The 24,554-nt window shown below is 45.6% G+C and carries 22 protein-coding genes; 15 read left to right on the forward strand and 7 right to left on the reverse strand.

Annotation, left to right across the window (positions count from 1 at the left end; genetic code table 11):
• The first annotated feature begins 4 nt into the window (after window positions 1-4).
• The 5 genes from AC5O63_RS20015 (at window position 5) to tatC (ending at window position 3,783) form a co-directional block, all read left to right on the forward strand.
• Window positions 5-610, forward strand: coding sequence for a ubiquinone biosynthesis accessory factor UbiJ (locus AC5O63_RS20015; RefSeq protein WP_494506055.1), 606 nt, complete (start codon window positions 5-7; stop codon window positions 608-610).
• A complete protein-coding gene (gene ubiB, locus AC5O63_RS20020; protein WP_171325924.1) occupies window positions 607-2,241 on the forward strand; it encodes a ubiquinone biosynthesis regulatory protein kinase UbiB in 1,635 nt (544 codons plus the stop codon). The genes AC5O63_RS20015 and ubiB overlap by 4 nt, the downstream gene beginning before the upstream one ends.
• 50 nt (window positions 2,242-2,291) lie before the next feature.
• Window positions 2,292-2,534: a Sec-independent protein translocase subunit TatA gene (gene tatA / locus AC5O63_RS20025; RefSeq protein ID WP_171325926.1), complete on the forward strand. Its 243-nt coding sequence runs from the start codon at window positions 2,292-2,294 to the stop codon at window positions 2,532-2,534.
• 3 nt (window positions 2,535-2,537) lie between these two features.
• Window positions 2,538-2,969 (forward strand): Sec-independent protein translocase protein TatB, encoded by a 432-nt coding sequence (tatB, locus tag AC5O63_RS20030; RefSeq protein WP_171325928.1) that lies wholly within the window; start codon window positions 2,538-2,540, stop codon window positions 2,967-2,969.
• A gap of 64 nt (window positions 2,970-3,033) precedes the next feature.
• Window positions 3,034-3,783, forward strand: a complete 750-nt coding sequence (gene tatC, locus AC5O63_RS20035; protein ID WP_494506056.1) for a twin-arginine translocase subunit TatC — start codon at window positions 3,034-3,036, stop codon at window positions 3,781-3,783.
• Window positions 3,784-3,852: 69 nt separating this feature from the next.
• Here tatC and AC5O63_RS20040 read toward each other — a convergent pair whose 3' ends face one another.
• On the reverse strand, window positions 3,853-4,614 hold the full coding sequence (locus AC5O63_RS20040; RefSeq protein ID WP_494506057.1) for a TatD family hydrolase: 762 nt from the start codon (window positions 4,612-4,614) through the stop codon (window positions 3,853-3,855).
• Window positions 4,615-4,761: 147 nt separating this feature from the next.
• Between AC5O63_RS20040 and hemB the strand changes: the two genes are divergently transcribed.
• The 4 genes from hemB (at window position 4,762) to spfP (ending at window position 9,968) form a co-directional block, all read left to right on the forward strand.
• Entirely contained in the window at window positions 4,762-5,805 is a 1,044-nt protein-coding gene (hemB, locus tag AC5O63_RS20045) for a porphobilinogen synthase (protein WP_004745392.1), read from the forward strand.
• A 66-nt stretch (window positions 5,806-5,871) separates the two neighbouring features.
• Entirely contained in the window at window positions 5,872-6,327 is a 456-nt protein-coding gene (locus tag AC5O63_RS20050; RefSeq protein WP_494506058.1) for a GNAT family N-acetyltransferase, read from the forward strand.
• Window positions 6,328-6,934: 607 nt separating this feature from the next.
• A complete protein-coding gene (polA, locus tag AC5O63_RS20055) occupies window positions 6,935-9,727 on the forward strand; it encodes a DNA polymerase I (RefSeq protein ID WP_494506059.1) in 2,793 nt (930 codons plus the stop codon).
• Between the two features lie 193 nt (window positions 9,728-9,920).
• Window positions 9,921-9,968, forward strand: a complete 48-nt coding sequence (gene spfP / locus AC5O63_RS20060) for a small protein SpfP (RefSeq protein ID WP_438356636.1) — start codon at window positions 9,921-9,923, stop codon at window positions 9,966-9,968.
• A 505-nt stretch (window positions 9,969-10,473) separates the two neighbouring features.
• Here spfP and yihA read toward each other — a convergent pair.
• On the reverse strand, window positions 10,474-11,139 hold the full coding sequence (gene yihA, locus AC5O63_RS20065; RefSeq protein WP_494506060.1) for a ribosome biogenesis GTP-binding protein YihA/YsxC: 666 nt from the start codon (window positions 11,137-11,139) through the stop codon (window positions 10,474-10,476).
• Between the two features lie 148 nt (window positions 11,140-11,287).
• On the opposite strand from yihA, the gene AC5O63_RS20070 reads away from it, so the two are divergent.
• The 5 genes from AC5O63_RS20070 to hemN all read left to right on the forward strand — a co-directional run bounded on the left by AC5O63_RS20070 (window position 11,288) and on the right by hemN (window position 15,904).
• Window positions 11,288-11,905: a c-type cytochrome gene (locus AC5O63_RS20070; protein ID WP_171325940.1), complete on the forward strand. Its 618-nt coding sequence runs from the start codon at window positions 11,288-11,290 to the stop codon at window positions 11,903-11,905.
• A 726-nt stretch (window positions 11,906-12,631) separates the two neighbouring features.
• Entirely contained in the window at window positions 12,632-13,270 is a 639-nt protein-coding gene (locus tag AC5O63_RS20075; protein WP_171325942.1) for a class I SAM-dependent methyltransferase, read from the forward strand.
• A complete protein-coding gene (gene yihI / locus AC5O63_RS20080; protein ID WP_494506061.1) occupies window positions 13,270-13,833 on the forward strand; it encodes a Der GTPase-activating protein YihI in 564 nt (187 codons plus the stop codon). Before AC5O63_RS20075 ends, yihI begins: the two co-directional genes overlap by 1 nt.
• Window positions 13,834-13,842: 9 nt before the next feature.
• Window positions 13,843-14,331: a DUF2489 domain-containing protein gene (locus tag AC5O63_RS20085; protein ID WP_171325946.1), complete on the forward strand. Its 489-nt coding sequence runs from the start codon at window positions 13,843-13,845 to the stop codon at window positions 14,329-14,331.
• A gap of 184 nt (window positions 14,332-14,515) precedes the next feature.
• Window positions 14,516-15,904: an oxygen-independent coproporphyrinogen III oxidase gene (gene hemN, locus AC5O63_RS20090; protein ID WP_494506062.1), complete on the forward strand. Its 1,389-nt coding sequence runs from the start codon at window positions 14,516-14,518 to the stop codon at window positions 15,902-15,904.
• A gap of 199 nt (window positions 15,905-16,103) precedes the next feature.
• On the opposite strand, the gene ilvY is transcribed toward hemN, so the two are convergent.
• Window positions 16,104-16,994, reverse strand: a complete 891-nt coding sequence (ilvY, locus tag AC5O63_RS20095) for an HTH-type transcriptional activator IlvY (protein ID WP_069667928.1) — start codon at window positions 16,992-16,994, stop codon at window positions 16,104-16,106.
• Between the two features lie 145 nt (window positions 16,995-17,139).
• Between ilvY and ilvC the strand changes: the two genes are divergently transcribed.
• A complete protein-coding gene (gene ilvC, locus AC5O63_RS20100) occupies window positions 17,140-18,624 on the forward strand; it encodes a ketol-acid reductoisomerase (RefSeq protein WP_494506063.1) in 1,485 nt (494 codons plus the stop codon).
• A 585-nt stretch (window positions 18,625-19,209) separates the two neighbouring features.
• Here the strand turns inward: ilvC and ubiK are convergent.
• The 4 genes from ubiK to AC5O63_RS20120 all read right to left on the reverse strand — a co-directional run bounded on the left by ubiK (window position 19,210) and on the right by AC5O63_RS20120 (window position 24,529).
• A complete protein-coding gene (gene ubiK / locus AC5O63_RS20105) occupies window positions 19,210-19,461 on the reverse strand; it encodes a ubiquinone biosynthesis accessory factor UbiK (RefSeq protein WP_004745538.1) in 252 nt (83 codons plus the stop codon).
• A 191-nt stretch (window positions 19,462-19,652) separates the two neighbouring features.
• Window positions 19,653-22,775, reverse strand: a complete 3,123-nt coding sequence (locus AC5O63_RS20110) for a multidrug efflux RND transporter permease subunit (RefSeq protein ID WP_494506064.1) — start codon at window positions 22,773-22,775, stop codon at window positions 19,653-19,655.
• A gap of 11 nt (window positions 22,776-22,786) precedes the next feature.
• Window positions 22,787-23,893, reverse strand: coding sequence for an efflux RND transporter periplasmic adaptor subunit (locus AC5O63_RS20115; protein WP_004745536.1), 1,107 nt, complete (start codon window positions 23,891-23,893; stop codon window positions 22,787-22,789).
• Window positions 23,894-23,911: 18 nt separating this feature from the next.
• Window positions 23,912-24,529 (reverse strand): TetR/AcrR family transcriptional regulator, encoded by a 618-nt coding sequence (locus tag AC5O63_RS20120; protein WP_004745535.1) that lies wholly within the window; start codon window positions 24,527-24,529, stop codon window positions 23,912-23,914.
• Between the last annotated feature and the right edge of the window lie 25 nt (window positions 24,530-24,554).

A 24,554-nucleotide genomic window follows, 5' to 3' on the forward strand; every position in this document is an offset into this window, starting at 1 on the left:
TGCTATGCCATTTGAACCTCTTGTTACTGCAGTGATTGAAACGTCACTCAATACCCTTATCAACGATGACCCTGAGCTGGGTCGTCGTCTTGCTCGCTTAAAAGGGCAAGTGATTCAAGTTCATCTTAAAGAGCTGAACAAGACATTGACCTTTATCTTTAGCCAGCAAATTGATGTTTTGGCGAATTATGAAGGTGAGCCGGATTGCTATTTATCCTTGAACCTCTCGGTACTGCCAGAACTGCGTGAGCAGGCCAATATCACTAAGCTGATCAAGCAAGATAAGTTGGTCTTAGAAGGTGATATTCAGTTGGCGCAAAAGTTTTCTCAGCTGATGACGGACTGCAAGCCAGATATTGAAGAGTGGTTATCACGTGTGACTGGAGATGTTGTCGCGCACACTGTGGTTCAGGGTGCTGCCAATGTCGGTCAATTCTTCAAGTTGCAAGCGGCAAAGCATCAAGACCACCTTGCACAAGTCCTGACAGAAGAGTGGAAAATTGCGCCAGCACCGCTAGAGGTGGCGCATTTCTGCGACCAAGTCGATGAAGTGAAAAGCCAAGCGTCACGTATCGAGGCTAAATTGAATCAACTGTTGGAGCGCGCATGACCCCGACAGAGATGCGTCGTTTATACCAGATTATCCGTGTTCAGCTAGAGTATGGATTGGACGAACTACTGCCAACACACCAACTGACCAAAGCGCCACTGCTGGCAAGAAAAAGCCTGTTTTGGATTAAGAACAAACATCCAGAGAAGCCACTCGGTGACAGACTGCGTTTAGCACTGCAAGAGCTCGGCCCTGTATGGATTAAATTTGGTCAGATGATGTCGACTCGTCGAGATCTTTTCCCGCCGCAAATTGCTGATCCACTAGCCTTGCTTCAAGATCAGGTTTCCCCATTTGATGGTCAGCTTGCCAAGCAGCAAATCGAACAAGCTCTCGGTGGTTCACTAGAAACATGGTTTGATGATTTCGAGATTGAACCGCTTGCGTCTGCCTCGATCGCTCAGGTGCATACCGCCAAGCTAAAATCGACTAACCAAGAAGTGGTATTGAAGGTTATTCGACCAGATATTCGCCCGGTCATTGATGCAGATCTAAAACTGATGTACCGAATGGCGCGTATAGTCGCCAAAGCACTTCCTGAAGCACGTCGTTTAAAACCTGTTGAAGTGGTGCGCGAATATGAGAAGACCTTGCTTGATGAATTGGACTTGCGCCGAGAAGCGGCCAACGCGATTCAGCTAAGACGTAACTTCGAAGGAAGTGAAGAATTGTACGTTCCTGAAGTTATTACCGACTTCAGTAATGAAACTGTCATGGTTTCTGAGCGAATATACGGCATCCAAGTTTCTGATATTGAAGGGTTGAAGGCTAACGGCACTAATATGAAGCTGTTGGCGGAGCGCGGCGTAAGCGTGTTCTTTACCCAAGTATTCAGAGATAGCTTCTTCCACGCGGATATGCATCCGGGCAATGTATTTGTTGAGCCGGAGCATCCAGAAAACCCGCGTTGGATTGGCTTAGATTGTGGCATCGTTGGTACGCTAAATAGTGAAGATAAACGCTATCTAGCGGAAAACTTTTTAGCTTTCTTTAATCGCGACTACCGACGTGTGGCGGAATTGCATGTTGAGTCAGGTTGGGTTCCACGTGAAACCAACATTGATGAGTTTGAATTCGCAATACGCATTGTATGTGAGCCGATATTTGCTAAGCCGTTGTGTGAAATTTCGTTTGGTCATGTTTTGCTAAACCTGTTTAACACAGCGCGCCGCTTCAATATGGAAGTACAGCCGCAGCTCGTATTGCTGCAAAAGACGCTGCTTTATGTTGAAGGTTTGGGCCGCCAACTCTACCCGCAACTTGATTTGTGGGAGACGGCTAAGCCATTCTTAGAAGAATGGATGATGAACCAAGTTGGTCCTCAAGCGGTAATTAATGCGGTTAAAGATCGTGCGCCGTTTTGGGCTGAGAAACTCCCCGAGTTGCCAGAGCTTCTCTACGATAGTTTGCGCCAAGGTAAAATGATGAACCAGCGTATGGATCAGCTTTACCAAGGTTATCGTTCAAGCAAGCGTCAGCAGGCGACAGGTAAATTTTTATTTGGTGTTGGAGCCACATTAGTCGTATGCTCGGCAATATTGGTCAACAGCACTTATGAGCAACTTTCACTGGCCAGCGCCCTAGGTGGGGTCACATTTTGGTTGCTTAGTTGGCGAGCTTACCGTCAATAGACGTTAAACTCTTGAAATAAATTTGTTTAATAAGACCCGAGGTAAAAAGAATGGGTGGTATTAGTATTTGGCAACTTCTGATTATTGCTGTCATCGTCGTTCTACTATTTGGTACTAAGAAGCTACGTGGTATCGGTGGCGATCTAGGTGGAGCAGTAAAAGGCTTCAAGAAAGCAATGAGCGAAGATGAGTCGGACAAAGATAAGAAAGACGCAGACTTCGAGCAGAAAGCGATTGATCAGCAGAAAACAGACGCAACTGCTGAAACTAAGAAAGACAAAGAGCAGGCGTAGATCGTGTTTGATATCGGTTTTTGGGAACTGGTATTAATATCTGTCGTTGGGCTGGTGGTTCTTGGTCCGGAGCGTTTGCCTCATGCCATTCGTAGTGTTTCCAAGTTTGTTGGTGCGGCGAAAAACATGGCAAACAGCGTGAAAGATGAACTTTCACATGAGCTTAAGGTTCAAGAGCTACAAGAAAACTTGCGCAAAGCCGAGAAGATGGGCATGGAAGATTTATCTCCAGAGCTAAAATCTTCGGTGGAGCAATTAAAGCAAGCTGCGCAAGATGTTCAACGCCCATACGCGAGCAAAAGCGAATCAGCGACGAACAGTGCTGAAGCGGCCAACGAAACTGTTGAGCCTGCTCAGAACGCCAATGACTCAGTAGGGGTGGTTGAGAGTCTAAACACTCAATCAGCACCACAGGCAGATAAAAAAGCCGAATAGTCTCGCATATAGGAGGAGCTGCTATGGAGTAGCTCCTTTTCGATCTTTATGAGTAGAGGTTTCCATGTCTTCTGTTGAGCAGACACAACCTTTGATCAGCCATTTACTAGAGCTGAGAAATCGCCTGCTACGAGCAATTGTAGCGGTATTGGTGGTTTTCATCGGGCTGATCTATTTTGCCAATGACATCTATGAGTTTGTCTCTGCACCTTTGGTAGAGCGTCTACCTGAAGGGGCAACCATGATTGCTACTGATGTGGCATCACCTTTCTTTACCCCGTTAAAGTTGACCTTGATTGCGTCTATCTTTATCGCCGTTCCGTTTATTCTCTATCAGGTATGGGCATTTGTCGCACCTGGCTTGTATAAACATGAACGCCGTTTAATCATGCCGCTAATGTTCTCTAGCTCACTACTGTTCTATTGTGGTGTCGCGTTTGCGTATTTTGTGGTGTTTCCATTGGTGTTTGGCTTCTTTACCGCTATTTCACTGGGTGGAGTAGAGTTCGCCACGGACATATCGAGTTATCTTGATTTTGTTCTCGCGCTGTTCTTAGCCTTTGGTATTGCCTTTGAAGTGCCAGTGGCGATCATCTTGCTATGTTGGACTGGGGCGACTAACCCTCAGAGTTTAAGCCAGAAGCGCCCGTATATTATTGTTGGTGCGTTTGTGGTCGGGATGATGCTGACGCCGCCAGATATGATCTCGCAAACACTATTGGCAATTCCTATGTGCCTACTGTTTGAAGTTGGTTTGTTCTTTGCGCGCTTTTATGTGCGTAAAGGGGATAGTGAGGAACAGGCGGAAGAGTAGAGTTTCCACTAGGCCATAAGAGCAACGGGGTTGATAGCTAGCTATCAACCCCGTTTTGTTTTTGGAGAGCTAAAGGCTAAACAGCGTCTTGGCATTGTGAGTGGTGAGGCTATCTACTTGTTCGATACTGATTTCTCTTAGGTCAGCGACGCGCTGAGCAACAAGCGAGGTATACGCAGGTTCATTGCGTTTTCCACGATGAGGAACTGGAGCGAGATAAGGGCAGTCAGTTTCTAAGATAACGTAGTCCATATCTAGATGTGGAATCACTTTATCCATGCCACCATTTTTAAACGTCGAAACGCCACCAAGCCCAAGATGAAAGCCGAGATCATTGATCGCTTGGGCTTCTTCAACACTGCCACCAAAACAGTGGAATACTCCGCTTAATGAACCATCTTGTTCTTGGCGAAGTAGTGTGAGGGTCTCTTCTATTGAGTCTCGTGTGTGAATGACCACTGGCAGTTTCATCTCTTTTGCCCAATTGAGCTGAGTAATAAACGCCATCTCCTGCTCGGCTTTGAAGGTTTTATCCCAGTACAGATCGATACCAATTTCACCTACGGCGATGAAGTTGTGCTTATCAAACCAAGAATGAATGATGTCTAGGCTCTGTTTAACATTGGCGTCGACGTAACATGGGTGTAGTCCCATCATCGAGCGGCAAACGTCTGGATACTCAGCCTCGGTGCGCAACATCGGCTCAATCGATTCTAAATCAATGTTTGGCAGTAATATCTTATCAATGCCTTGTGCCAACGCACGCTGGACGACTTGGTCGCGATCAGAATCAAATTCAGTGGCATAAATATGTGCGTGGGTATCAATCATTGCTTATCTCACTCTCTATCAGAGCTGAGAGTATACGGCAGTGTGAGCATTTGGTCATTTTTTGCATTTTTCTCGACTCTCTCTGGCGTCGTCGGCTTGGAGTGATATTATGCAATTCAAGCACTTTCACCACACAAGGAGAATAGAGTGTCAGTTTCGATTCAAGGTCAATTCCCTGGCCGTCGTATGCGCCGCCTGCGCAAGCATGACTTTAGCCGCCGCTTGATGGCTGAAAACCAATTGTCTGTTAACGATCTGATTTATCCAATGTTTATTCTTATGGGTAAAGATCGCCGCGAAACCGTGGAGTCAATGCCGGGTATCGAACGTTTGTCGATTGATCTAATGCTAGAAGAGGCGCAGTACTTAGCTCAGCTAGGTGTTCCTGCGATCGCTCTATTCCCTGTGGTCAACCAAGATGCAAAAAGCCTATGTGCTGCTGAAGCCTACAACCCTGAAGGTTTGGTTCAGCGTGCGGTTCGTTCTCTGAAAGAGCATGTGCCAGAAATCGGTGTGATCACGGATGTCGCGCTTGACCCGTTCACGACTCATGGCCAAGACGGCATCATTGATGAAGAAGGTTATGTGCTAAATGATGAGACAACTAAAGTCTTGGTTAAACAGGCTCTGTCTCATGCCGAAGCCGGCGCTGATGTTGTTGCCCCTTCAGACATGATGGATGGACGTATTGGTGAGATTCGTAAAGCGCTTGAGCAAGCGGGTCACATCAATACTCAGATCATGGCCTATTCTGCCAAATACGCCTCTTGTTACTATGGGCCTTTCCGCGATGCGGTCGGTAGTGCAAGCAACCTTAAAGGCGGCAATAAGAAAAACTACCAAATGGATCCTGCTAATAGCGATGAAGCGATTCATGAAGTGGCGATGGATGTGAATGAAGGCGCAGACATGGTCATGGTGAAACCTGGTATGCCTTACCTTGATATTGTTCGCCGCGTTAAGTCGGAACTTGAAGTACCAACCTTTGCTTATCAAGTCTCTGGTGAGTATGCGATGCACAAAGCGGCATTTGCCAATGGTTGGTTAAAAGAGCGTGATACCGTAATGGAGTCGCTACTCTGCTTTAAGCGTGCAGGAGCAGACGGCATCCTTACCTATTTTGCTAAAGACGTCGCAGAGTGGTTAGCGGAAGAAAATGCGCAAGCAGCGACGTTCTTAAAAGAAGACTAGGGTCTGTTAAACAAAGAATATCAAAGGCTGGCGTTTGTCAGCCTTTTTTAATTTTGGAGAATATCGATGAGTATTATTTATCGTTTAGGAACGCTAGAAGAGTGTGTTCAAGTCGTTGAGCAGATCGCGGAGTTTGCCCATAAAGAGAGTGTTGAGAGTTTGTCTGCACGTTTAGAAGGGAAGCAGCGCTCTTTGATCCAGGTGGCGCAACAAGGTGATGACATCCTAGGGTTCAAGATTGGCTACCAGATCGACGAAACGACTTTCTACAGCTGGTTTGGTGGCGTGTCTTCTTTAGCGAGAAACAAAGGGGTGGCGCAAAAATTATTAGATATTCAGGAGCAATGGGTAACAGAGCAAGGTTATAAACAGCTTAAAGTGAAATCACGTAACCAATTTCCTGCCATGCTCAGACTGTTGATTAAAAATGGTTATCTTATTGAAAATTATGAACTAAAAGAGCCGTTATTAGAGAGCCGAATTCACTTTGTAAAGCAGTTAGGCGAGTGTCATAAAAATTAAATGAGATTTTTTCTCATTTAGGTGTTGACGCATTAAATGAGAATGGTTATTATTTATCTCGTCTTAGGGAATGAGAGAAGTTCACAAGGACGTTGAGTTACCAGATTCACAATTGGAGACGGTGATGACACTGAACTTAATCGAACTTGCACGAGTTCTTTTTGACACGACATTGCTCACATTGCTTCCAGTGTAATTTATAGCTTTATGGCAAAGCACCTCATTCACCTGAATTGCTTTGACCCCTTTTTGCTAGGCGACATCGAAAGATGTCGCTTTTTTTATGCCTGCTATTTCGCTCCGAACAAAAGGACACCAGTAGTCTTTTCCACAACGCAAGATCATCTCAGGATCGATCTTTAAACGATCGATTGGATAATTTGTTTATTATTTACAAAGGCTTGTGGTCTATTTTTAGTTTTTTGTGCACTGTTTTATATCCTGTGGGTAAATAATATAAACAGAGTTATCCACAGAGTGGTGAGTGGGATGATAAAGGAATAACCAAATGTGTGAGTAGAGTTCAAAGAGTTAAAATGGATTCGCTGAACCAGTCATGGCATCCTAAGCAGATCTTTTTTGCATTTTCTTTGGATACGTAAAGACTATGGCCAACATTCCTGATAATCCGTTGATTCTGATTGACGGTTCTTCTTATTTATACCGCGCATTCCACGCTTATCCAGAAACGATGAGTAATGGCGAGATCCCAACCAATGCCGTTTATGGTGTGGTTAACATGCTGCGTAGCATGATGCGTCAGTTCTCTTCAGATCGTATTGCGGTTGTCTTTGATGCAAAAGGAAAAACCTTCCGTGATGATATGTACCCAGAGTACAAAGCTAATCGTCCTCCAATGCCCGATGATCTGCGTTGTCAGATTGAGCCTTTGCACAATGTAATTCGCGCGATGGGTTTGCCATTGATTTGTACCCCGGGTGTAGAAGCCGATGATGTGATTGGTACGCTCGCTTACCAAGCATCTCAAGCGGGTATGCCTGTGTTGATCAGTACCGGTGATAAAGATATGGCTCAGCTGGTGGATGACAATGTTACCTTGATCAACACCATGACCAATGTGGTGATGGATCGTGAAGGTGTGGTTGAGAAGTTTGGTATCCCACCAGAGCTGATTATTGATTACCTCGCATTAATGGGTGATAAGGTCGATAACATTCCTGGTGTACCGGGTGTTGGTGATAAAACCGCAACGGCTTTGCTGCAAGGTATTGGCGGTATTAACAAACTGTATGAAAACCTCGACGACATTGCTCCACTAGGTTTCCGCGGTTCGAAAACCATGGCGAAAAAGCTACTCGACAACGAAGAAAATGCACGCCTGTCGTATGAGCTTGCGACGATCAAGCTGGATGTTGAGTTAGAAGAGACGCCTGAATCTCTGCTTAAAACTGAGCCTAACAAAGATGAGCTGATCAAACTGTATGGTCAGTTGGTGTTTAAATCGTGGCTAAACGAGCTTCTTGATGGTGGCACTGGTGTGGTTGAGGCTGATGAGAAGTCGGGCAACCAGAGTGGTGCATCGGCCAGTACTGCGGCAGATATCGACACATCGGCAGTGACTATCGACCGTAGTCAGTATGAAACGATCCTAGATGAGTCTTCATTCAATGCTTGGCTAGAGAAGCTAAAAGCTGCTGAGGTGTTCGCCTTTGATACTGAAACCGATAGCTTGGATTACATGGTTGCAAACCTTGTTGGCCTCTCTTTTGCGACCGAAGAAGGTATTGCTGCCTATGTTCCTGTTGCCCATGATTACCTAGATGCCCCTGCGCAGCTAGAGCGCGATTGGGTGTTGGCGCAACTAAAACCTATCTTAGAAGATGAGGCTCAAGCGAAGGTAGGTCAAAACCTTAAGTACGATGCGAGCGTGTTGGCACGTTACGGCATCGAGATGAAAGGCATTAAGCATGACACCATGTTGGCCTCTTACGTCTATAATAGCGTGGGTGGTAAACATGATATGGACAGCTTGGCGCTGCGTTTCCTTCAGCACAGCTGTATTTCATTCGAGCAGATTGCAGGTAAAGGCAAGAACCAGCTAACCTTCAATCAAATCGACCTTGATGAAGCGTCACCTTACGCGGCAGAAGATGCCGACGTTACGCTACGTCTTCATAACCGCTTAATGAGCAATATTGAGCAGGATGAAAAGCTGAAAGGTATCTACCAAGATATCGAGGTTCCTTTAGTGCCTGTGCTTTCTCGTATCGAACGTACTGGTGTTCTAATCGATGACATGAAGCTGTCTGCACAGTCTCAAGAGATTGCCCAGCGTCTGGATGAATTAGAGCAGAAAGCGTTTGAAATTGCAGAGCAAGAATTCAACATGAATTCGCCAAAGCAGCTTCAAGCCATCCTGTTTGAAAAGATGGGTCTACCAGTAATCAAGAAGACACCTTCAGGTACGCCTTCGACTAACGAAGAAGTGTTGCAAGAGCTGGCATTGGACTACCCATTACCTAAGCTGATCCTTGAATACCGTGGTCTAGCTAAACTTAAGTCTACCTACACAGATAAGCTACCTAAGATGATTAACCCAGAAACTGGGCGTGTGCATACTTCGTATCATCAAGCGGTAACCGCGACTGGGCGCCTTTCTTCAACCGATCCTAACTTACAGAATATTCCAATTCGTAATGATGAAGGTCGCCGTATCCGACAGGCATTTATAGCTGAACGAGGCTATAAGATCATGGCTGTCGACTACTCGCAGATTGAATTGCGTATTATGGCGCATTTATCTGGTGATAAAGCCCTATTGGATGCTTTCCAGCAAGGTAAAGATATCCACTCCGCGACTGCGGCAGAAATTATGGGTACCACCATTGACCAAGTGAGTACTGAGCAGCGTCGCCGTGCGAAGGCAGTTAACTTCGGCCTTATCTATGGTATGAGTGCCTTTGGTTTGGCTAAGCAGCTAGGTATTCCTCGTGGCGAAGCGCAAGACTACATGAATAAGTACTTCGAGCGTTACCCTGGTGTGATGCAGTATATGGAAGATACACGCAGCGCCGCAGCAGAGCAGGGCTATGTTGAAACTATCTTTGGTCGTCGTTTGCACCTTCCTGAAATTAAGTCACGTAACGGTATGCGTCGTAAAGCGGCAGAACGTGCAGCGATCAATGCACCAATGCAAGGAACGGCAGCTGACATTATCAAGAAGGCGATGCTGTTAGTCGACGAGTGGATTCAAACTGAAGGCGACGGGCGAGTGAAACTGCTTATGCAGGTTCACGATGAATTGGTATTTGAAGTTCAAGAGTCAGCTTTAGCCGAAATTGAAAGTAAAGTACAACAATTGATGGAATCCGCAGCACAGCTAAATGTCCCTCTGGTTGCTGAGGCAGGGCATGGAGACAACTGGGATCAGGCGCACTAGGCAAAAAATCGCCTAAAACACCTATTTTGTATGAGCCAGCGCACAAACGCTGGCTTTTTTTTATCTCTAAAAAAGTTAACTGGCATTTGGCTTAAATGTAGTTTAATAAAATTTTAATGAAAAAAACTTACGAAAAGAGTTTTCATTTCTGACCAATTGTTGTACATTAATCTGCGTAGGGTACAGAGGTAAGATGTTCTATCTTTCAGACCTTTTGTTTCACGTTATTGGATTAGGCTGATTCAGCCGCCCCAGTCAGTTTTTGACTGGGGCGTTTTTTATTGTGCCAAAGAAAAATCCCTACTTATCAAAAAGCTACATACCAAGCGAATCCTTTCCCTGATATTTCCCCTGATGCCATCTAAAAGCCATTAAAATAATTATGGTTATTGACCTTGGTGTAATTTGGCCAAAGTTTGTAAATTTATACCAGTCACAGTTTGGTTATTTTGATAGAAAAACCAAAACCAAAATAGGCCATAAAATATAGCTTTAATTTCGGTTTTTATGGTTGTTTTTCAATGAGATGGCTGGTGTTTGGCTGTGGTTTGTCTGAGCGGGCACCCCTCTGTTGGGAGTGTTGATTTACGCCTTTAGATACATAATCCTAAGCGCATAATTAATAATAACTACTATTTCTCTCCCGTTGCCCCGCCAGGAAGGTGGGGCTTTTATTTTTCTATGCCGATAAAAAAGCCCTACCATTTTAGCGGCAGGGCTTTAGCTATCATTGTCTGGTCGAGTGTTTACTCTGACTCGCTATCGAGATTCTCTTCTTCGATGAGCTCTTCAACAACTGATTCCGCCAGTGCTGGAGCGAACCACTCATCGAGCTTGCTACGCAGTGTATCGACACCGATGCCTTTTAGCGATGAAAAAGCAGCAACGCTGACATCGCCACCAAAACCTACCGCGTCTTTTTTGATCTTCAGAACTTGTGCTTTGCGTGCCCCGCTCTTTAATTTGTCTGCTTTAGTTAGCAGCACCTGAACAGGAATACCACTGTCTACCGCCCAAAAGATTAGCTGTTGGTCGAGGTCTTTCATTGGGTGACGAATATCCATCAGAACCACTAAGCCCTTTAGACATTGGCGTTTTTGCAGGTACTCACCCAACGATTTTTGCCACTTCTTCTTCATTTCTAGTGGTACTTGAGCAAAGCCGTACCCTGGAAGATCGACAATATGACAGCCATCGGTAACCTTAAAAAGGTTAATAAGTTGTGTACGGCCTGGCGTTTTACTGGTTTTCGCTAAACTACGTTGGTTTGTCAGGCGGTTTAGAGAACTCGACTTACCCGCATTGGAGCGTCCTGCAAACGCAACTTCGATACCTTCATCTTCTGGCAAGGCGCGGATATCCGGCGCACTTGTGATGAAATGGGTGTTTTGATAATGAATTTTTACGCTCACTGTTAACTCCATCTCGACTTTGTGTAGTCGATTGATTACTTTTTTGTGAAATTGTGTAAAATAACCGTGCTCGGCATAAGGTCGCCTATTGTACCATGAGTGGCAACGCAGAGTGGTACCGGAAGCTTGATAATTATAATGGAATGTCATGAAGAAATTAGCGCTAATCTTGAGTCTTTTAGCCAGCTGCTCCGTGTGGGCCCAAGGTAACATTGAAGCTGGTAAAGCAAAATCCCAAACCTGTGTTGCCTGCCATGGTGCTGACGGCAACAGTCAACTCGCTATGTACCCGAAAATTGCAGGTCAGCATGCTAAATATATTGAAAAGCAGCTGAAAGAGTTCAAGTTGGGTATGACTAGTAATGGTAAGCAAGGTCGTATGGATCCTGTGATGAGTGGTATGGCTATGCCACTGTCTGAGGAAGATATGAAAGACCTAGCGGCTTACTATGCCTCTCTACCAATTGCTCACAACACTACGCCTGAGAATGTGGTTGATGCAGGTAAAGTTCTTTACACCGCGGGTGATGCAGAGCGTGGCCTAACGGCATGTATCGCTTGTCATGGTCCACGTGGTAACGGCACAGAACTTTCTGGCTTCCCGAAAATTTCTGGCCAGCATGCTGACTACATTAAGGCTCAGCTTGAAAAATTCCGTGATGGTTCTCGTGGCAACGACATGAACGCTATGATGCGTGATATTGCGAAAAAACTAACGGATGAAGATATAGATACACTTTCTAAATATGTTGGTGGCCTACACTAAGCCCTACTTATTCGTTCGAGCATAAAGTTGTATTGAAAAAGCCCAAGCAGTTGCTTGGGCTTTTTCGTTTGAGCGTGATCACATGACTCGCGTGGCCTTGATGAGTCATCTTTCCTCGTTGCTTGTAAGAGATCGCCCATACTTGAATGTGCAAGTTTCTATTGGTTGTTTGTAACTCATTGAAAAATAGGGCTCTGAAATTGTGGGAGTAAAAAAGTGCACTTTTTTAGCTTGAGTGGATTGTTCGAAACGACCAAAGCGATAGAGTGTACTCATCGGCAGGGCGCTGATAACGGATTTAAGACTAGGAAGTCTCCACGGACGCAAGTTATGGAAACTTGGTAGTTATAGAAAGGATGCAAGGGTAGGTAGGAAACCTACTTGATAGGGATGGTCGACTTGTCTAATGGTTTAAGACAGTGAAACGGATCAGGCTAAGGACTAGCCCAGACATCAGGAAGTAAATGGAAAGCCAAAACTCACCAGGATGGTGGCAAACAACACTTTTGGCAGGGAAAGCACTAAAAACAAATGGAATATTGGTGCACTGAAGTAAGTGCAACACAGTTTTGCCGTAAGGCATTTAGAAAGCGATAGATAACTCTATCGCTTTTTTTATTGCTATTTTTTATGAAGTGATGATTATTTGCACAATAGTGCTCCACTCTAACGCCAGTTTCTGGTATGTTTCGCATCCCGTTTGAGGATATGTTAAACGCACCCAATATGCATAGTTGCCCCCTTTGTCAAAGCTTGGAGACTCAGCACTACTACCAAGACAAACGTCGAGAGTATTTACAGTGCCTGCAATGTGAGCTTGTGTTTGTTAATCCAGATCAGCGTTTGGATGCAAAACAGGAAAAAGCCCACTACGATTTGCATGAGAATGACCCAAATGATCAAGGGTACCGACGCTTTTTATCTCGGGTTGCAGACCCCATATTAGAGCGTATTGAGGCTAATTCTCACGGGTTAGATTTTGGCTGTGGTCCTGGCCCAACATTGTCACTGATGTTGGAAGAGCAGGGACACACCATGAGTCTTTACGATATCTACTATCACCCGAATCCTTCGGTGTTAGAAAATTCGTATGACTTTATTACTGCTACAGAGGTTATAGAACACCTCTATGAACCGAATAAGGTGTGGCAGCAATGGTTGAATTTAGTTAAGCCAGGTGGCTGGATTGGTCTTATGACTAAGATGGTCATCGATGTTGAAGCGTTTGCCTCATGGCACTATAAAAACGATCAGACCCATGTGGTGTTCTTTAGTCGTAAAACGTTTCAGTATTTGGCAGAGCGGGATCAGCTCAAGCTTGAATTTATTGGTAATGATGTAATTTTACTGAGGAAAGCCCAGTAATGAGCCGTAGTAAGAAAGCAAGATCGGGTGGCAATGGCGACGTAGTTGTTGTTCGCAACCGAACTCAATCAGACGTTGAAGGACGTCTACGTAAGAAAGACAAAAAGCGCAAAGGTCTAAAGACTGGCGGCCGTAACTCTGAAGCAAAAGTTCAGAAGCAGCAGACTACCGCGCAAAAGCGCGATCCGCGTTTAGGCAGCAAGAAGAAAATTCCTCTTGTGGTTGAAGCCGCTAAGAAGCCAACTAAGGCTGAGCGTCGTATTAATGCAGAGAAAGAGCTAGAAATGCTAGAGAGCGATGCACAATTGAATGTGTTGCTCGATCGTCTAGACAATGGTGATAGCCTAGGTGCTGGTCTACAGAAATACGTTGACGAAAAATTAGCTCGTATCGAAGTGCTGATGAAGCAGCTAGGTATCTACGAAGAAGAGCCTGAAGAAGAACTTGAGGAAGAGATCGTAGAACAACCTGTTGTGCAGAAGAAGACCAGCAAGAAAGCAGGCTCAGATGATGAGTTACTTTCTCAGTTCGAAGACTTAGACTTGAACCAATTTAAAGGATAATCGAGCATTATGAATGTAACCTTGTTAGCCATTGCAGGCGGAGCCATCATCCTCGGTCTAGCGTCATATGCAGGTTACCTTCTGCTCAAGCTCAAGAAGCAAAAGGAATTGCAACTGCAGCATCAAAAGTTAGCCATTGAAAAACGCAATGCCAACATCTTTGAAAGTGTGCATGTTCTTTGCTTAGCGGGTATTCAAGAGCAGTGTGATCTGTCAGAAATCAGCATTCGCCTCTATAACATCATGGACTATGTTCAAGGTGAAGAGCGCGTTGATTTTGAAAAAGAATTTCCAGCGACGTCAGAGCTTTTCCACATCGTTAAAGATATGGCTCGTGGCGAAGAGCGTCAGGCGTTAGCGAAAAAAGAGCGCATGAAGCAAAACCTTGAGCGCCATAAAGCGGAGTCTCGTCTTCAAGATGCTATTGTTGAAGAGCTGAAGCTTCTGCAGAAAAAGGTTCAACCTCTCAACAATCAGATCAACATCCAAATGATCTAGATTGGCTTTATAGCTCGATCGACTACCCTTTAGAGGGAGTGATCGAGTTATCAATTCTGAGTATTGCTACTCAAAAAGCAGCCTGTCCCACAACCAGTGATATCGAGGTGTGGCAAAATAGCCTGCTAACAATAATGGCTCGTGTAGCCAAACGAAGCATTATAGCCCAAACGGAAATACCATCATGTCGCAGCATGTCGTCGCAAGCCAGCAAATAGTCTGGGACCAAGCCATCCTTGATAAGTACAACTATTCGGGTCCTCGTTACACTTCATACCCAACTGCTTTGGAGTTTCATGAAGCGTTCACGGTAGCGGACTACGATATGGCGTGCACTCAGTACCCAGACAGACCGCTGTCTCTTTATATCCATATCCCTTTCTGCCACAAGCTTTGTTACTACTGTGGTTGTAATAAGGTGATCACCCGTCATGCCCATAAAGCGGATGAGTACTTGGATGTATTAGAGCTTGAGGTTCGTACTCGTGCGGCATTGCTGCAAGGGCGTAAAGTGACTCAGCTGCATTTTGGTGGCGGTACACCGACGTTTTTGACCAAGGCACAAATCAGCCGAGTGATGAATATCTTGCGTGATGAGTTTAATTTCGAAGGTGATGCTGAAATCAGTATCGAAGTTGACCCGCGTGAAATCGAACTCGATATGCTTGATCACTTACGCGGTGAAGGCTTTAATCGCCTCAGTATTGGTGTACAAGACTTCAATAAGGAAGTTCAAAAACTGGTTAATCGTGAGCAGGATGAGAAATTTATCTTTGCCATGGTTGAACGTGCCAAACAACTGGGTTTCCGTTCGACTAACCTAGATCTGATCTACGGCTTGCCAAAGCAGACCCAAGCACGCTTTGCTGAGACTTTAGCTCAGGTATTACAAATGCAGCCAGGCCGCTTGTCGATCTTTAACTACGCGCACATGCCGCAGCTATTTGCCGCGCAGCGTAAGATTAAAGATGAAGACCTACCAGTAGCAGAAGAGAAGATGGCGATTCTGCAAGATACTATCTCGACACTGACTGGTGCAGGGTATCAGTTTATCGGTATGGATCACTTTGCTCTGCCAGATGATGAGCTTGCGGTTGCTCAGCGTAATGGTGTGCTCCACCGCAACTTCCAAGGTTACACCACCCAAGGCGAAGCGGACTTAGTGGGCTTTGGTGTGTCAGCGATTTCCATGATTGGCGATGCGTACGCGCAAAACCAAAAAGAGCTCAAGAAGTACTACGCGCAAGTAAACGACCTACGTCATGCTCTATGGAAAGGGGTAGCCCTTGATAGTGATGACTTACTTCGACGCGAAGTCATTAAACAGCTTATCTGTAACTTTAAACTTGATAAGACCATGATTGAGTCTGAGTTTAAGGTGACGTTCAATGACTACTTTAAAGAAGACTTGCAGCTACTACAGACGTTTATCAATGATGAATTGGTGGAAGTGGATGACGAAGAAATTCGCGTTACACTGCGTGGTCGCTTACTGATCCGTAACATCTGTATGTGTTTCGATAAGTATTTAAGGGCAAAGGCGCGTCAGCAGCAGTTTTCCCGAGTCATTTAAGTTTTCGTCATATTTGAAGCCACAGCGTCGTTGTCTTCACAACCTTATCCCAATCACATAGTGGACTATGCTCATGGGAATAAGGTTATTCGACGCCTAGCTGTGACTCCAACTATCTAGAAAACTACTTTAAATGCAAAAGCCACCGTTATTCTTTCGATCTGAAAAAGCGGTGGCTTTGTTGTATCTGTGTTTATAGTTAGGGCGCGATGTAAGTATCGTGGGCCATTTCCCACAGTGCTTTGACTAGTGGGTTATCAAGCTGCGAGCGTTTGCAGCACACGCCGAGTTTAAAGGGTTTTATCGAAGCGACTTTTAAGCGCTCGATTTTTTCCTTAACAGGGCTGTTGTTAATCACCACATCGGGAGCGATTCCCACACCGCAGCCAAGGGCAACCATACTGACGATCGCTTCATGACCAGAAACTTGGGCGTAGATATTTGGCTTAATCTTCATTGCCTTAAACCAAGCGTTGGCGCGGTCTCGGGCGGTACCTGACTCAGGCACAATAAATGGAATTGTTGACCAATCAGGCTGCTCTTTTTGCAGCTCCTTAGCAAAATTACTGACCCCGACCGGAGCAATCACGGAAAGGGGAATTTCACTGATGGTTTCAAACTCGATTCGAGCGGGCAGTTGCTCAGGCTGGGCAGAAATCGCGATATCCACTTCATCACTCAATACCTTGTTGATTGCTTGTGCTGGATCTCCGGTTGAAAGCTTAAATTCAATAAACGGATGCTGAAGACGAAACTCGGACAAGAGCTCAGGCAAATGGCTGTAACTGGCCGTTACCGAGCAAAAGAGACGAATTTCACCTTTCAGTTCTTCTTCATGGCCTTTGAGTTGGGCGTTGTAGTTTTGCCACTCACCAAGAATGTTTAATGCGACAGGCAAAAGCTTTTTCGCGGCTGGGGTCAGCTCAACGCTGCGATTATCTCGCACAAACAGCACTTGAGCAGTGTCGTTTTCCAGTTTTTGTATCTGTCGACTCAGGGCTGACGGGCTGATATGCATCGCCGAAGCTGTCTTAGCGAAGCTCTTACTATCACACAGATGAATGAACAACTGCAGACACTTAATGTTCATGAAATGGTCACATCCTTGTTGCATTAATTGCAATTACTAATTGTGAATATATCACTTTAAGCAACTAAATACCTGTTTTAGTATGGACTTATTCGGTACCCAAGCTACCGACCTCAACGGAAAAATTCTTTAAAGGAGCGCCCTGATGGCTAACTATTTCAACACTTTAAACCTACGCGAGCAGCTAGACCAACTAGGTCGTTGTCGTTTTATGGATCGCAGCGAGTTCGCAACTGAAGCTGATTACCTGAAAGGTAAGAAAGTGGTTATTGTTGGTTGTGGTGCTCAAGGCCTAAACCAAGGTCTAAACATGCGTGACTCAGGCCTAAACGTAGCGTACGCATTACGTCAGGCGGCAATTGACGAGCAGCGTCAATCTTTCAAGAACGCAAAAGAGAACGGTTTTGAAGTAGCAAGCTACGAAACGCTAATCCCTGAAGCAGACCTAGTAATCAACCTTACGCCAGATAAGCAGCACACTAACGTAGTTGAAACAGTAATGCCGCTAATGAAAGAAGGCGCAGCACTAGGTTACTCACACGGCTTCAACGTAGTTGAAGAAGGTATGCAAATTCGTAAAGACCTAACAGTTGTGATGGTTGCACCTAAGTGTCCAGGTACAGAAGTACGTGAAGAGTACAAGCGTGGCTTCGGTGTACCAACGCTAATCGCTGTTCACCCAGAGAATGATCCAAAAGGTGAAGGTTGGGATATCGCGAAAGCATGGGCAGCAGGTACAGGCGGTCACCGCGCAGGTTGTCTAGAGTCTTCATTCGTAGCGGAAGTTAAATCTGACCTAATGGGTGAGCAAACTATCCTATGTGGCATGCTACAAGCGGGCTCTATCGTTTCTTACGAGAAGATGGTTGCTGACGGCATCGACCCAAGCTACGCAGGTAAACTTCTACAATACGGTTGGGAAACCATCACGGAAGCACTGAAGTTCGGTGGCATCACTCACATGATGGATCGTCTATCTAACCCAGCGAAAATCAAAGCATTTGAGCTTTCTGAAGAGCTAAAAGAGCTAATGCGTCCGCTTTACAACAAGCACATGGATGACATCATCACAGGTGAGTTCTCAAGCACTATGATGGCTGACTGGGCTAACGATGACGCAAACCTACTAGGCTGGCGTGAAGAGACAGGCGAAACAGCATTTGAAAACTACCCAGCAGGCGATATCGAAATCTCTGAGCAAGAGTACTTCGACAACGGTATCCTACTAGTAGCAATGGTTCGTGCCGGTGTTGAACTCGCATTCGAAGCAATGACAGCATCAGGCATCATCGATGAGTCTGCGTACTACGAATCTCTCCACGAGCTACCACTAATCGCAAACACAGTAGCACGTAAGCGTCTATACGAAATGAACGTAGTAATCTCAGACACAGCGGAATACGGTAACTACCTATTCGCTAACGTAGCAACGCCGCTACTACGTGAGAAGTTCATGCCTTCAGTAGGTACAGACGTAATCGGTAAAGGTCTAGACGAGACGTCTAACCAAGTAGATAACGCAACGCTAATCGCTGTGAACAATACTATTCGTAACCACCCAGTAGAGTACATCGGTGAAGAGCTACGTGGTTATATGACAGATATGAAGAACATCGCGGTAGGCGGCTAATTACTTGCCTTAAGGCTTAATTTCGGTGTCGAAGGTGCTCATTTGCTCGCGCAAACTCCGCGCCTTCTCCTAGAAATAAAATCTTAATTCTTCGTAATTCACTAACCTAGGTTAGTAAAGAACTCCAGACAGACTGGGGTGATAAATACAAAATAAAACACAACATCTAATTAAAAGGCTTGGTCTCCGTTGACCAAGCCTTTTTGTTTGGGGCAGCGCAACGCGCTTGGAACGGGCTTCGCCCTGCGAGATGCTAGAACGCTTCGCTCCGAGATTCGAGAACGGACTTCGTCCTTCCGGAAGAGGATGTTGATAGGAAAGCGATAGAACTACTGTTACAAGAAAGGTGACATGATTTGTTCCTAAAGAGAGAGATAATGTGCATGCTCTCCAGCTCTCCAGCTCTCCAGCTCTCCAGCTCTCCAGCTCTCCAGCTCTCCAGCTCTCCAGCTCTCCAGCTCTCCAGCTCTCCAGCTCTCCATAGGACGAAGTCCGTTCCCGCATCCAAACTCCGTAGCACGGCGTTCACAAACAAAAAGGGCCGACGTTCTCACGTCAGCCCTCAGGATTCTCTAGCCTTTCAGCTTACTTATCCGCAAGCTTCTCTTCTAAATCCGCGAGCTTCTTTTCCATCTCAGTCAGCTTTTGACGAGTGCGCAGAAGGACTTGAGTCTGAACATCAAACTCTTCGCGGCTAACTACGTCTAGCTTGTTAAGTTGGCCTTGGATGACTTGGCGAACTTTTTGGTCAACATCTGCACCAAGCTCTTTGACTGGTGCTGGCATTGAATCGTGAATTTGTTTAGCGATTTGCTCTAGTTTCTTTGGGTCAAACATGGTGACTAAAACTCCTTTCTATTTGTGCTCATTCTATGTAATTGATAGGTGAAAGTCGCTACTTCGATAGTAAAAATTCGAAGCTGTTATACCAATTAGAATAAATAGTTGCTCAGCTATTGAGCGGGATAGTTACCGAAATGACAGGTACAAAAAAGGCCACCGAAGTGGCCTTTAACAGAAGTGACTGATTATTTGTTCTCTGCCCGTTCACGATGTGCGGCTTTTGCTTCATCAATTCGTGCTAGCTTTTCCAAGTCTTTGTCTTCAACAAACACTGGTAGAGGCTTATGTTTTTCAGCTAGGTAGCTGTAAATCACAGGCAGTACGAATAGCGTAAAGATTGTACCAATCGCTAGACCAGCAACGATTACGATACCGATACTAAAGCGCTGAGCTGCACCTGCGCCAGTTGCGTACATTAGCGGGATAAGACCAGCAATCATCGCAGCTGTCGTCATCAGGATAGGGCGTAGACGAACTTTCGCCGCTTCCATTACCGCTTCTGTCTTGCTCAGTTTGTTGTGTAGCTGCTCTTCTTTCGCTACCTCACAGATCAAGATACCGTGCTTGGTGATAAGACCAACCAGAGTAATCAGACCTACCTGAGAGTAGATGTTCATCGAAGCCGCACCCCATGCCAGAGCAATCAAGGCACCACAGATAGCCAATGGTACAGAAACCATGATAACTAGTGGATCTTTCACCGACTCGAACTGAATTGCCAGTACCAAGAAGATGATTGCTAGTGCCAGACCGAATGTTGCGTATAGTGCGCTACCTTCTGTTACGTACTGACGTGCTTCACCCATGTAGTCATGGTTGTAACCGCTTGGTAGTTTGCTCGCTGCAATGTCTTCAAACCATGCAATTGCATCACCCATAGCCGCACCAGGAGCTGGAACCGCACCAATGGTTGCTGAGTTTAGCTGGTTGAAGTGAGGCAGTGAACGAGGTTCTGCGACAACATCAATCGTAATTAAGCTACCTAGAGGCACCGCTTTACCATCAGCTGCTTTAACGTAGAAGTTGTTCATCGACTCTGGGTTTAGACGCCACTTACGTTCTACCTGAGGGATAACTTCGTACGAACGTCCGTTAAGGTCGATACGGTTTACGTAGCCATCTGCCATCATTGTACTTAGCGTAATACCGATATCTTGCATGGTCACGCCGTACGCACCTGCTTTATCTTTGTCGATGCTGATTTTCATCGTCGCAGAGTCGTAGTTCAGGTCGAGATCTGAATACACGAAAAGTGGGTTAGTTTGTACTTCAGCCAGAATGTCAGTGGTTACTGCAAACAAGCTTTCAAACGCATTTGGCGTTGTGATAACAAACTGAATTGGTAGACCTGAACCCGCACCTGGTAGCTCTGGCATCTGGAATGCTGTTACTGCCATACCAGGTACGTTCGATACTAATCCACCTACTCGGTTTGCTACTTCAGACTGACTGGCTTCACGCTCACTCCAAGGCACCATAGAGGCAATACCAAATGCTTGGTTTGAGTTTGGTACACCAGTGAACACCTGTGCAAACGCAACTTCTGGCTGATCAGACAGAATCTTGTTGACGTCATTCATGGTGTTTTGCATGAAGTCCAAGTTTGCGTTTGATGGTGCTGTACCCATCAGCATCACTACGCCTTTATCTTCCGATGGTGCCAGTTCACTTGGGATGAACTTAAACAGCATTGGTAGACTGGCAAATACGATGATAGCGAAAGCAATCACTACTGGGCGATGCTGCATAACTGCGCCAAGCATCTTCGCGTAGCGGTTAGTCATGCCATCAAGCACGCTATGTACTTTTGTCTCAAATTTGCTTGGCTCTTCATTGGCCTTAAGCATCTTTGAACACATCATAGGTGAAAGAGTCAGTGCCACAATACCGGAGACAAATACGGAACCGGCAAGGGTTAAGGCGAACTCTTTAAACAGCGAGCCGGTAATACCACCCATCAAGGCAATTGGTGCATATACCGCACCCAACGTGAGCGTCATTGCGATAACAGGGACGGCAATTTCACGAGTACCAATAATCGCAGCGCGGAATGGTGACTCACCCAGTTTGATGTGACGGTCGACGTTTTCCAGTACAACGATCGCATCATCTACTACCAGACCGATGGCGAGTACCATTGCCAGTAGCGTCATTAGGTTCCATGAGAAGCCCATCGCTTGCATTACCATTGCCACACCAATCAGAGACAGTGGGATAGTAACGATAGGGATGATTACCGCACGGAATGAACCTAGGAACAGGGTAATAACCACTAGTACGATAAGTGCTGCTTCAACAATCGTTTTGATTACTTCGTTAATCGACTCGTTAATCGCAATCGTTGAGTCGTACATCACGTTCATTTTGATGGTACTTGGCAGGTTACGCTCTAATTGAGGTAGCAAATCAAGTACATCGGCTGCGATGTTGATTGGGTTAGCACTTGGCGCTGCGTTAATAGCCGCAACGACGGCTTCTTGTCCGTTAGCACTTGCACGGTAAACATCGTGGCTCTTCTCAAGCGATACTTTGGCAATATCACTTAGACGAGTAACGTTACCTTCGTCAGTACTCACAACTAGGTTAGAGAGCTCTTCTACGTTAGATACCTGAGTATCTGCGCTACCGTTGTAAAGTACGAACTCACCAATTGCTTGACCAGTCGCTGACTGGTAGTTGTTGGCATTAAGCACATTCATTACGTCGGTTGCGGTCAAGCCTAGCGCCGCCATCTTGGCAGGATCTAGCCAAATACGCAGTGCGTATTTCATACCACCGTAGAGGTCAACCTTAGACACACCGTTAACAGTGAATAGCTGCGGGTTGATTACACGCTCTAGGTAATCGGTAATTTGACTTGATGATAGCTCGTCACTGGTGAAACCAATGTAGAGTACCGCCGTTGTTGAACCTGTCGACATGGTTACGGTTGGGTCTTCTGCTTCTTTTGGAAGTTGAGAGCGAACCGAGTTAGTCTTCGCCAGAATGTCAGACAGCGCCGCATTCGGGTCGGTATTGAGCTTCATGTTGACGGTAATGGTGGATTTACCCAGTACCGAAGACGAAGTCATATAGTCGATGTTGTCTGCCTGCGCGACCGCTTGCTCCAGTGGCTGAGTAATAAAGCCTTGGATCAAATCGGCACTCGCGCCGTAGTAACTGGTATCTACGGTGACAACGGTGTTTGTCATTTCAGGGTATTCGCGAACCTGCATCTTGAACACCGCTTGGAGACCAAGCAGGGCGATCAAGAAACTGATCGATACCGCTAAAACTGGACGTTTAATAAAAACATCAGTAAAGCGCATGAGGCCTCCAATTACAGCATTGGTGTTTCAGCTGGTGGAGTAGTTGCATCGCTTTCTACTACACGAACTTTCGCGTCGTTACTTAGACGAACCTGACCGGAAGTCACCACAACATCACCCGCTTTCACACCTTCTAGGATGTGGGCGATATCTTTAGTGCGTTCACCTACTTTAACCACTTGTTGCTTAACGCGCTTCTCGCCGTTCTCTTCGCTAATGATGTACACGTTGTCACCGTATAGCGTGAAAGTAATGGCGGTTTGAGGTAGCGTTACTTGGTTTTCTAGTTTAGGCAGAATGATATTTGCACGTGCGAACATACCACTACGTAGCTTACCGTCACTGTTCGGGATATCCGCTTGTACCTGAATCAGACCACTTTGAATGTTTACCGCAGGCTCGATCGCTGAGATAGAACCCTTAAATGGTTTCTCTGGGTAAGCATCAACAAAGATATCGACTTCCTGATCAAGAGAGATGCGTGAGATATCCGTTTGTGGCACTGTGAAGCGTAGGCGCATAACGCTCGTATCTTCTAGACGAACAATATCGGTACCCGATTGCAGGTACTGACCTAAGTAAACGTTACGAATACCAACCACACCCGCAAATGGTGCTTTGATTTCACGGCGATCGATTGATGCTTTTAGGCTTTCAATATCCGCTTTAAGCGAGAAGTAGTTTGCTTCCGCTTCATCATACGCTTCTTTAGAAATAGAGCCTTTCTTGTACAGACCTTGGTAGCGTTTGTATTTAGCTTCGGCTGCCGGTAGCTTAGCTTGCGAGCTCTTAAGGTTGGCTTTCTCTACATCAGAGTCAAGCAAAACCAATGGCTGGCCTTCTTCAACTTGAGTGCCTGATTCAAAAGCAATTTTGTCGATCACACCGCTAGTTTCGTTAGCAATGGTCACACCTTGGTTTGGCTCGATGAAGCCGATCGCTTCAATCACAGGTACCCAGTCCACAGGGTTTACTTCGGTTACCGTGACAGGAAACTCTGGCTCAGGACGATTCGCCATGTATTCAGCGATCTTCTGTTGTTTGAATAGATTGAAACCTATCACACTGCCGAACAGCAGTATCGCGATAAGTAACATAAAGAAAGTCCACTTTTTCATTCTGATTAGAACTCCAAATTAGTGTTTTATAATCGCATCCCAACTTGCTTCGATCGCTGCGTCAATGGCGTCTTGGTCAAGTTGGTAATATCCGAGAGATTGCTTACGTGCCAGAGTGACACTGACTTCTAAACTAAGTGCAGCCAACACTGGGTTTTCTAGGGGCTTAAATACCCCTTGTTCTCGCCCTTCAGTGAAGAGTTGATCCACTTTGCTAAACATCTTGCGTTCGATCTCTTTGGTTTCATGGCTTCGGACGCAGGGCAAAGAGTCGTACTGAGCACGATTCTTTAAGTTGCCGATGTTTGACCCCGAGAGATCGAAAATGTTTAACCACATTTTGCGAAATCGTTCTTTTAACGGCATAAATTCTTCAACACCGTCCTGAATGGCTTCAGCATTGCGTTGGATGACCGCTAATCGAACCTGTTGCAGTAAATCTTCTTTATCAGAGAAGTAGCGATATATCGTTCCTGCTGCGACCCCAGCTTCCTTGGCCAACTTATGCATCGAGAGACCTTGAAAGCCTGATTCTGCAATCAGTTTTTCTGCGGCATCTATGATTTGTTGTCTTTTATCTACCATAAAATGAGAACCAGACAGTGACATATAGTGGGTTGATGAATGAACGTTCATTCATTATAGCCTAAGAAGTCATCAA

This window comes from Vibrio sp. SCP2 (assembly GCF_059295395.1).